Consider the following 10,432-nt stretch of genomic DNA (forward strand, 5'->3'; position numbering starts at 1 on the left):
CCTCTATCGTGCAGACAGAATCGAACGATGAGCCATCCCGAAAGAAGATCTACGCCAGCTTTTTCGGCAACGTCCCCATCGAAGATCCTCATTAGACATGAACGTCTTCTAGCTCATGGGGCAAGACTATCTGCAAGCCCACCTAAACCATCAGTCCACGCCTTTCAATAAAGTCGGCTATCTTATTTTCCATCCCGCCGATTTTCAAAACCGAAAATAGCTTTTTTCTGACCGCTTCAATGGCGAGAAAAAACCAGAATACGCAGATTATTACTCCGATCATCGCAATAACCCAAAGAACTGGCGACGTGGGAAGATAGGAAACCAAACCTTGCCAGAAAGTCGTCCTGAACAACTCGTGTTCATGACCTAGGTATATGCCGAATGTGCAGGCAGCGGTGGCACTGATCTTTCTCCCGGCTTTATCGCCAATATTAAGCCGTTGCATCATGGTAAAGAGCAGCAACGCCGCAGCGATAACAGTAATGGAATTGTGGTGATACAGTTGCCCCCCCCCCCGATGTGCTTTCCAGGAAACGCGAAGGCAACAGCAATCTGTGCAGCAAGCTTAACGAAAAATGTAAAAAGTGATAACCCAATGAAACAAACGCTGAGCCTATGGTTTGACACCCTTTCAAAGGGACTGTAGAGTCGCAGGTACCCTCCGATTAGGTAGAGCACAATGAACCAGACGATATTCGCCCCACCGCCAAGCGAGAAAATCTCCGAGGCGAACGGTGCAAACGATGGCAACACCGAAAACCCGATGAGGCAGACTAGCAAGATATCGCGATAGTGCTTTCGATCAATACCAGCGATAACTTTGTTAATGAAAGGTATTAGCAGGCTGAGAATCAAATAGACATCAATGAACCAGTAGTGTTCCGCAGTGAACGGCAGAACGCACATGATGACTTGGCTGAGGGTCGGTCTGGCTCCTCCCGCAAGCCCAATCGCAAGTCCCATCCAAGAGTAGAACCACACCACAAGCACCAAAGACACAAGTCGCTTGATGCTCGCTTCTCCTTTCGCGATACCAAAATACCCAGTAATCAAAACAAAGCAGTCTACAGAGACGTAGAAGATTGCCTCGGAGATACCCACAGGATAGAACCGACCGTCAGTGAAAGCGAAATCTGAAAGCGCACCAGTCCGGTAATTGAAGTGCAAGCCAATAATGAAGACCATCGCGATGGTCTTCAAAAGGTCGAGTCCGTATAGCCTCTTAGACATGAATCAACTCCTCATGAGAAAACCGACCAGGACCACACCGACGACGATATAAAAAGCTACCGTACCAACTCTTGACAGACCGCCTCGGGCGTGCATTCGCGCATTGCCGTGCTTACAGCTTCGAAATCGAGCTTCTTGCCTCTCGACCACATTAGAAAACGACAAAGCCTCGCCGTGTTCTCGGGAAGTTTGACCATGTCGTCCTTTATGGCCAGCACCAACGGATACTTAGCAAGATGCGGAAGATTCGCGTCCTCGTCCGTATGAAAGATGTGAACAATAGGCTTGCCGCTCGCCATGTAACCGAAGATCTTGCTCGAAAGCTGCTTGCCCGGTAGCTCACCAATCGAGAACAAGCAGTCATGGTCTTCGTAAAGCGCTGGCAGCCTGTCCGCCGGCACCCAACTCGTCACAGTGCTCCCATCTTTGGTAAATACGGGATCGTTGGCCAACCGGCGCACCCATGCAGTAGACGTGTAAACGTCCGCCCTAATCGAACCGCGCGCTTCTTTGAGCACGCTGATTAGATACGTTGGGGGCACCGTCTTGGAGAAGGTCCCGGCTATGATGAGATTCCCTCCTCCACATCTCAGAAGCCTTTCAGCGGCAGCCTCGGGGTTCTCGTCGCGGAACAGATCTTCAACTTCATCGAACGTCATTTCTTCACCGCGAGTCCGCTCCAAAAACGCCCGCACCGTCTCGCATGCACGCACACTATCCTCGCCAGCCTCGATTACGCAACCAAGCGGGTATGCCGCCACATCGCCGCGCACGGGGTCGCCAGCGATGGAACAGATGTGCAGTATGGGCTTGCCCATCGCCATGTACTCGACTACTTTGCTTGGCTTCTGGTCGTTTGTTGTATTGCCGATCGATAGCAAGCAGTCCGCCTTTGCAAGCAGTGACGCCATCTCGCTGGCAGGCACAGCGTCAAGCAAGCTCACCGCATCGGGATTCTCCAAAGACGTCGGTTGCACCAAATCACGACCCGATCCCATGACGTACATGTCCAAGTGAGCCACATCCCCAAGCCGGCAGAAAAGATTAAGCGCGAACTCCGGGTCTCGGACACCAGCGCTGAGCGAACCGGCAAAGATGACACGGGAGCGGCTCCTCTCCTCCCTACTGGGAGGGCATGTATTCTCTTTTGGCCTCACAAGCAATGGGTGCTCGATATGCACGAGCTTGTCCAAACAATTCGGGTGGTACTTGCGGACGTGCTCTTCCCAGGTGACGTTGAGCACGAGCTCGGAAGCCTCGAGCACCTCACGTTCAACGGCGATGTTTGCCTTTCGCTTGAGCTCGCGCGTGAAACAGGTCTTGCAAAGCGTGCCCGAGTCTGCAAACTGGTCGAAGATGACAGGCGTAAGCTTAACATTGGGGTGCTGCTTTGCATACTCAGCACACGCGATAACCCCTTCGAAAGGCGAGGAACATGGCACAAGCTGATCCGGCACAAATCCCAGTCCTTCTATAGCCTCTCTGTAAGCATCGACCAGATCCCAGTGCGCACAGCTGCGGCCCGTAAGCGTTCCCGCATAGTTCACCAAGGCGCACGCCCTGTCTGCCAAACGCCAACCAAAGGCTCCGGGAACCTCAGCAAGGTGACCGTCAACACGCGCTCTCACTGTCGAAAGCTTGGTTGAGACGAAGATCGCGTCCTCGGGCAACTCGTCTGTATGATTCGCGGGAGAATCCCAATACCGCTTTGCTATAACGGTAACCTCATGCCCTTCGCGAAGCAGGACATCAACAAGGTTTTTGGCACATTTCTCAACAGCCGCATAGCGCGGAAAGTAGGCATCCACAACGAAAACAACTCTCATCGGGCACCCCTTACTTTCTTTCTTTCAGTAACAACCGTGCAGGCTCCGGCCGCAATGACAACAGCAATAGCGTAGACAACGGCGGAAATAGCAAAATCACAGAGCTGTGTGGAAAGGAAGAAAACGATCGTGAGCACAAAGGGGGCAATCGCCCCCAGCATTCCCTCAATTCCCAGCTCACGTCTCAGCTCAAACTCAGACATCAAACAACGCCCAGCTCCAACTATCGCGGTGGAAGCGGCAATCCACCAAATGTCTCGCGTAAGCGAATAGGAGACAAATGCGATGACACAGAATCCTACGACACTCTGCAGATTCACTATCAAAAGCCTTCGCTCCTTACGAAGCGCGTTATAGAAAGTATTAACAAGAACGGACATCTTCGACTGGTAAACAGCGGCAACAAAAAGCAGGTTCAAGTACGCGAGCATCGGAGTGTACTTGGCGTAAAAGGCCTCGACTCCGAGGTAAGCAGGAAAATACACGGCAAGACCCACACATGCGAGCAAGAACACAACGCGATCGATACGCTCGTAGTATGACCTGTAAGCATCATCGGGCAGCCGCTTGAGTGCTGGATAGAGCACCGATGATACGGCAGTTACAAGAGTAAGCACAAGATTCGTAACGCTGGTTCCGAACGAATAGTATGCATAACCATCCAGTCCACCAAACCACTCAACAATAAATCGCCCCAAATTGGCAACAAGCATGCCTGCGAAGTTCGCGAACATGAGATTGATGCCGATTTTGATGTCGCGAGAGAACTCCTGCCAGCCCTCCCTCACGCTGGACACGGGTCCGAACGCTAAGCGACTGCAGCGCCATATGAAAACAGAAAAGGCAAGAACCTTCGAGAAAAAATCAGCGACAACGAACAGCCTATGGTCTGTGAAGCCCAGAAGCGACATGAATGCAGCAGCGGCTAGGAATACAAACTTGTCGATGACAGTGCACAGCGCATACCACTTAAACTGATCCGTAATCTGTAGCACGTAGGTCATAAGCCCTGAAACGCACAGAACGAAAGTATCGAGAGCGACGAAGAAGAACCCAAATCCGCGCTCTGCATCCTGTGAAAGCGCGTAAAGGGCGATCGCCCCCGCGAAGAGGAGCAGCATGCCGCAGTAGAACCTGAATGCTGCCCTCAGCCTCTTGAACGGAAGTTCGTCATAGGAGCTGCCACCGTAGAGGAGGTAGACGCCATCATTGAATCCCAGCGCAAAAATTCCAACGAAGCCGGAGTAGAGCACGTATTGCTGCCAGTACGCAAAGCTCTCGACACTCATCACGTGCGGCAACAGCAGGGATTTAACAATTCCGGTGCCAAGCACGATGAGCTGGGCACCCAGAGCCAAGGCGAAATTCGCCTTGGTTTTAGAAAGCCTAGCGCTCAAGAGGTCGCCCACCGCCAATTCGCACGAACGCGGCAGCAACGCGCTCGTTGTAAGCGTCCCACGTTATCTCACGAGCGCTCTTGACCGCCGCGATCTTCATCGCGGCCAGCTCGCGGGGGTGATTGATGCACCAGCGCATACGTTCGGCCATGGCAATCTCGTCTCCAGGCTCCAGCACAAAGCCGTTAGACCCTTCTACGACATAATCCGAGGCACCATTGGCAGAAGTCGTCAATAAGGGCAAGCCACAGGCGAGCGCCTCCAGGCAGGCAAGCGACATACCATCCGTCAAGCTCGGAAACACCATTACGTCCTGCTCGGACATGATTTCCTTGACCCGAGACTTCAATACGTTGCCAGTAAACTCGTATTTGTTCAGGTAAGGCGTGAGAAAACCGTCGGCGTTGTCATAAGCTCCGATAATCGTAAGTTCGAAGCTCCCAGGTTCAAGAGTATCAGTGGCACGCAGTAGATGATGGATGCCCTTTGACATGGAAGCACGACCGCAATAGACGAAGCGCACGGGTGAATGCGTAGCTGAGTTATCCTTATCGGCCTCGAAGTTAGAACCGTAGGGACAGCGAATGATAGCGTCGTCAATCGCACCGCAGAATTGAAGCGACTTGTCGACATGCGCTGAAGGCGACAAAAACCAATCCGATGCGGCGACTTCGTCGAAGGCCTCTCCCAGTCCGTCCTTGAAGTAATCGATAAACTCGCGCTTACGCGTGGCGGGGAGCCGGGGATTTGCCTCGATATCTTCAAGGAACAACTTGGCGTGGTACGGCTTCATAGAGGCAGACACGTCCAAGACGCGTGCAATCTCCGGCGCTGTGCGGCCGAGCTCTTCGAAGGCGGCGAGGGCATGCTCGTTGTAGCAAACAACAGCCTCAAAGCCGCCCCGCTTGGCATTCTTCGCGACCTTCATTCCGAAATGTCTGTCGATCCAGCGATTGAGCGCGCTATAAAACCTCTTGCTCTTGTCCACGCGAAGCAAAAGAAGACTCAAAAGCCCCAGCACCTCATATCGCTGAAGCACGCGCGCATCCGGGAAGCCAGCCATGTAGCGCCCCTCAGCCTTGCTTCGGTCGTTTCCACCCAGAAAATGTGTCGCAATTCTAGTGAGGCTACCCGGGCCGCCGTAGACGGTCGTCATATACGTGACGTCATGTCCCCCTGCCAATAGCGCCCGTGCCAGCATATAAGAATGTTGCTGTTGCGGATGGGCAACCAAAACTTTCATCTTGACCCCCCAAACCAAAGCTGACTATCTGACAAATCAATAGCGGGGTGCTTTCTCACGTCTTTATGAGCCTTAATCCTAGGCAATATCACCTGTTGAACGATAATGATGGGGAGTGCATTCCAGATAAAGTATCGCGGAAATGTCCTAACGTCGCTGCGTATATAGAAGGACATGAGCATGAACGAGGCACAGCAGGCGAATAGCGTACCGTAGGAACCTTTCTCGTAACTTCTTTCGACTGCGTTCTGGAGCATTGCAATACACACCCCGTATAGAAAAAACAGGACAACAGAGTATGGCCCGAAATTAAAGTAGGCTTCCGCTATAAAAGACGATCCCACCCCACCGTAATAGGTAAGATAAGGAGAGAAGACTTCATCGACAGACTTAGACTGAAGATACGCATTGCCCGTGAGTCCATTTGGAAGGACGTAAAGAAGGCCGGCGAGGTAGGTTTCACCGTCAACGGTCTTGATCTTTTCGGGCACCATCTCAATTACCTTTGCGGTAACGGAATAGGTAGATGCCGCCTCTCCAACCGCTTCAACAAGAATATTACTATCATCTGCATTGGAGACCGTACCGGTATCTGAGAAGCCAGCACGCGCAAATGAACCAAAAGAAAAGAGTGCGGCAAGCAAGGCCAAGGCTGCAGCCATTTGAAGTAGCGATTCTACCGCCCTTTTGTTCGAATAGCAGAGAAACCAGACGTAGGCAAAGGCTAGAGCCAGAACGAAAACGTCAGTTCTACTACCCTGCATCATATAAAGCCCCGAATAAAGGCACGTGGCAAGTATCTGCCACTTTTCACCCTTCTCCCTCGTCAAGAATGCAGCTAGAAGCGCATAAGGCATTATCGTCGCAAGGATACCGAAGGCATTGGCTATTCCAGACCGTCGATATGCAGCGTCAGAAACACGAGCACCATAACCAACCGAGTTGGTAAGTTGAATGTTTTCAAATAGATAGAAAAGTGTGGGTATCGCAAGAACGATTATAAGAAACACACTTGCCTTGCGAAGCGCATAATACGACTTTGAACATCTCGCTTGCTCCGCCTGCGCCCTCAAGTCTGGAGAACGCCGCTTGGCAAACAAACAATAACCTAGCTGCAAAATCGAGAGTGACAGAAGGATGAAAAAACTGGATTCCCAAGTGGATGAAACGGTTAGCGCAGCAGACGATATATATATACGGGCAGGCTTGAGTCCAAAAGCGACAAGTAATTGCTTACCGAAATAAAATGGAAACGACACAAGCAGGACAAGAAGATAGAAACTGATGCTATCGGTGAGCTTAAAGGCATGGTAAAGCATGCCCGCATAAGAGCATATGGCAGCGATAATTACAAGCTGGTTGCACACCTGATAGTCATTCGTTGGAGCGCCCACAACCAGCATAATCAGGGAAAACGCAATCAGAGTTAGCATCGTTCCGACACTAGAAGCGGAAGCATTTAGAACGGTACTTTTCACCTTGTCTACTGCGCGCATTCTATCCTTCCACCTCTGCACTCCAGATTCAAGTCCTCAACAACCTCACGAAGCCCCTCAAGACCCGCGGGCACCATTGCCGTCTTTTCAGGATCAGCCACCTCGGCGCAAGCGGAGCCTTCCACCACAATCGCACCCGTACCGCAAGCGACGGCTTCGGCCACATTCATACCGAAAGTCTCCTCGGCGCTAGGATTCAGTAACACGTCACAAGCCGTGTAAATCTCGGCGAGCTCCCTCATGGAGTTGGTCCTGGGCAGCGCGATAATAGGGGGCGCCTCCGCCTTGACCTGCTTAATTTGTTTTTTCGAGAGCCCCACGACCACGACAGCGAACCGCGCAGGGTCAAGCTCCTTCGCCAGCTGAACGAACACAGGAAGACCCTTGCGCTCGCTCCACGAAGCAGCAACGCCCAAAACCAAGAAGCGACCTTCCAGACCCTGGCGCTCGCGGAAGTCACTCGGCGTCGGCTTGAACACATCTGTATTCACGGTATCGTGGACGACCTTCACGTCGTACTTACCGAGGAAGCTCTGCTTTACCAGGTCGGCGAGCCATTGCGAGGGCGTAATCAGCTGTACGCGCTCCGCAGGCAGCATGGTGAACAGGCGTTTTTTTCGCTCATATGACCAACGAACGGATGAATCGCCCGCAAGGGTCTCAGGGTAGGTCCGCTTCTGCGGGCATGAAGTAGATGCAGCGCACCCGGAACGCCACTGCGCGCACTTCGCGTATGTGAAGTAGATGCAGTGTCCCGTAAACGCCCAGCAATCATGCAACGTCCATACAACCTTGCAGCGATGCGCTGCAAGCCACTCAAACAGCATCTCGGCGTTTATGTAGTAACCCAAAAGCAAGTGCAAATGCACGACGTCCGGATCTATCTCGTCGAGCTTCTTCAGCATCCTACGGGTAATCGCCTTGGAGTGGAATCCGGGCCTACCGTCCAAGCGAGTCAAGGCCGCGTCCAAGCACACCTCGGGGTAGCTGGCGATGCGTTGCAGATGGTCGTCCTGCTCGTGCTTTCCGCGAGCCCAGAAAACCCACGACTCGTTGCCGGCAGCGACAAGCTCGCGGTGCTTCTTAAAAATGATCGAGTCGGCCCAGCCGCCCGAATACGCGTTTATCTGGACGTATTTCAAGCTAAGCTTTCCTCCACACCATCTTGTTCACGATGCCGGTGTAGCTCTGGATGAGCTTGATGACCTTCGCGGAAACGTTGCGGTCCGCGTAGGCGGGCACCTCGATCCCGTCGTCGCCGTTGGCGTGCATGGCGACGGCAAGGTCCACGGCCTGGAGCACCTGCTCGGTCGTGATGGAGCCCACGCAGAACACGCCGGCGTCCATGGCCTCGGGGCGCTCGGTCGAGGTGCGCACCGAGACCGCGGGGAACTTGAGGTACGAGGCCTCCTCGGGGAGGGTCCCCGAATCCGAGACGACGCACAGGGCGTTGCGCTGCAGCTGGTTGTAGTCGAAGAAGCCCAGGGGCTTGTGCCGGATCACGCGCGGGTCGAACTCGAAGCCCCTCCGCTCGATCATCTTCGCGCTGCGCGGGTGGCAGCTGTAGAGCACCGGCACGCCGTAGGCCTCCGCCATCGCGTTCACGGCGTTCATGAGACTCATGAAGTTCGCCTCGATGTCGATGTTCTCCTCGCGGTGGGCGGAGAGCAGGATGTAGCGACCGGCCTCCAGGCCGAGGTCGGACAGGACGGTCGATTCCTCGATGCTCGGCATGACGCGGTCGAGCACCTCGGCCATGGGGCTGCCCACCACGTAGGTGTTCTCGGGCCTCACGCCGCTGTCCAGGATGTAGCGGCGCGCGTGCTCCGAGTAGCACAGGTTCACGTCGCTCGTCACGTCGACGATGCGGCGGATGACCTCCTCGGGAAGGTTCTCGTCCTTGCAGCGGTTGCCCGCCTCCATATGGAAGACGGGGATCTTGAGGCGCTTCGCGGAGATGACGCACAGGCACGAGTTCGTGTCACCCAGCACGAGCACCGCGTCGGGCCGCTCGGCGGCGAAGAGCGCGTAGGACTTGGAGACCACGTTCCCCATCGTCTGCCCCAGGTCGTCCCCCACCACGCCCAGGTAGCGGTCCGGCTCGCGGATGCCCAGGTCGTCGAAGAAGACCCTGTTGAGCTCGTAGTCGTAGTTCTGGCCGGTGTGGACGATGGAGAGGTCGAAGTACCCGTCGGCCTTGCGGACCACCTCCGAGAGCTTGATGATCTCCGGGCGCGTGCCCATGACGACCATGAGTTTGAGCTTGCTCATCTACATCACCTCGTAGTGGGGGTACAGGTCCCGGTGGGAGCGGACCCACTCGGCCATCTCACGGACCTGCTCCGGATAGGGCTTGGGACGATAGGTCGGCTCGAAGTTGGTGCGCACGAGCGTCTTGTCCAGTTGAAGGCCCGCGTCGGGCACTATCTCCACGGAGCCGCCGCGCAGCTCGCGGTTGAACAGCCCTAGCAGGTCGTATTTGCTGATGGAGCCCTCGGGGACCATGTTCACGAGGCCCGCCGCGTCCTCGCCCGCCTCGTGCTCCATGGCCTTGGCGAGCTCCAGCGTCGTGAGGCCCGTCCAGATCGCCCCGGTGTAGCCCTTGACGGGGCCGGGCTGCTGCATGAACCAGTTCAGAAGGCCGATGCCCCTCGGGCTCATGTCCGGGCCCACGATGGAGTTGCGGAAGGTGAGGTCCTTGCCGTCGTTCAGCTCGCCCGCGGCCTTGGTGCGGTCGTAGGCGCTCGTCCCGTCGGGGACGCTGACCTCGGTGTAGGGGCCGGTGTTCCCGGCGAATACGCAGTCGGTGCTCATGTGGAACACGCGGGTCGGGACGTCCTCGGTCATGCGCGCGAGCGCGTGCGGCAGCTCGCCGTTGAGCCACGCGGCGTCGGGGTTGGTCTCGGCGGCCCTGTTCAGGACCCCCACGCAGTTGATGACGACGTCGTAGCCCCCCGAGGCGACCGTCTCGGACAGGAGCGCCTCGTCCCGCGCATCGCCGAGGACCTGGCTGTCCAGGAACGGCACGCCGCGCCGGGAGAAGCCGGTCACGTCGTGCCCCCGCTCCTCGAGGTGGAGGGAGATGAGGTGCCCCGCCATGCCGGAGGCGCCGAGTACCAGGAACCTCAACCTACTGCACCGCCTCGTGCTCGCGGCCCTCGAGGGCCAACTGGACGTACTCGTGATGTGGCTGATGTGGCAACACCTTCTTGAACAAATCTACGAGAGGATCAGGCC

The 10,432-nt window shown here is 55.3% G+C and carries 8 protein-coding genes; all 8 read right to left on the reverse strand.

Annotation, left to right across the window (positions count from 1 at the left end; genetic code table 11):
- Positions 1–447 precede the first annotated feature (447 nt).
- Genes Q5Q88_RS05105 through Q5Q88_RS05140 form a run of 8 tightly spaced genes read right to left on the reverse strand, consistent with a single transcriptional unit; the run spans position 448 to position 10,324 of the window.
- Positions 448–1,233, reverse strand: a complete 786-nt coding sequence (locus Q5Q88_RS05105; RefSeq protein ID WP_302742121.1) for an acyltransferase — start codon at positions 1,231–1,233, stop codon at positions 448–450.
- Between the two features lie 56 nt (positions 1,234–1,289).
- Entirely contained in the window at positions 1,290–3,059 is a 1,770-nt protein-coding gene (locus tag Q5Q88_RS05110) for a glycosyltransferase (protein WP_302742122.1), read from the reverse strand.
- Positions 3,056–4,417 carry a hypothetical protein gene (locus Q5Q88_RS05115; RefSeq protein WP_302742123.1) on the reverse strand — a complete coding sequence of 454 codons (1,362 nt, stop codon included), beginning with the start codon at positions 4,415–4,417 and terminating at the stop codon, positions 3,056–3,058. Before Q5Q88_RS05115 ends, Q5Q88_RS05110 begins: the two co-directional genes overlap by 4 nt.
- A gap of 28 nt (positions 4,418–4,445) precedes the next feature.
- Positions 4,446–5,699, reverse strand: a complete 1,254-nt coding sequence (locus tag Q5Q88_RS05120; RefSeq protein WP_302742124.1) for a glycosyltransferase family 4 protein — start codon at positions 5,697–5,699, stop codon at positions 4,446–4,448.
- Positions 5,696–7,195, reverse strand: coding sequence for an O-antigen polysaccharide polymerase Wzy (gene wzy / locus Q5Q88_RS05125; protein ID WP_302742125.1), 1,500 nt, complete (start codon positions 7,193–7,195; stop codon positions 5,696–5,698). The genes Q5Q88_RS05120 and wzy overlap by 4 nt, the downstream gene beginning before the upstream one ends.
- Entirely contained in the window at positions 7,183–8,337 is a 1,155-nt protein-coding gene (locus Q5Q88_RS05130; RefSeq protein ID WP_302742126.1) for a glycosyltransferase, read from the reverse strand. The genes wzy and Q5Q88_RS05130 overlap by 13 nt, the downstream gene beginning before the upstream one ends.
- A 1-nt stretch (position 8,338) precedes the next feature.
- A complete protein-coding gene (locus Q5Q88_RS05135) occupies positions 8,339–9,466 on the reverse strand; it encodes a UDP-N-acetyl glucosamine 2-epimerase (RefSeq protein ID WP_302742127.1) in 1,128 nt (375 codons plus the stop codon).
- Positions 9,467–10,324, reverse strand: a complete 858-nt coding sequence (locus tag Q5Q88_RS05140; protein WP_302742128.1) for an NAD-dependent epimerase/dehydratase family protein — start codon at positions 10,322–10,324, stop codon at positions 9,467–9,469.
- Between the last annotated feature and the right edge of the window lie 108 nt (positions 10,325–10,432).

The organism is uncultured Collinsella sp. (genome assembly GCF_959026545.1).
Classification (GTDB): domain Bacteria; phylum Actinomycetota; class Coriobacteriia; order Coriobacteriales; family Coriobacteriaceae; genus Collinsella.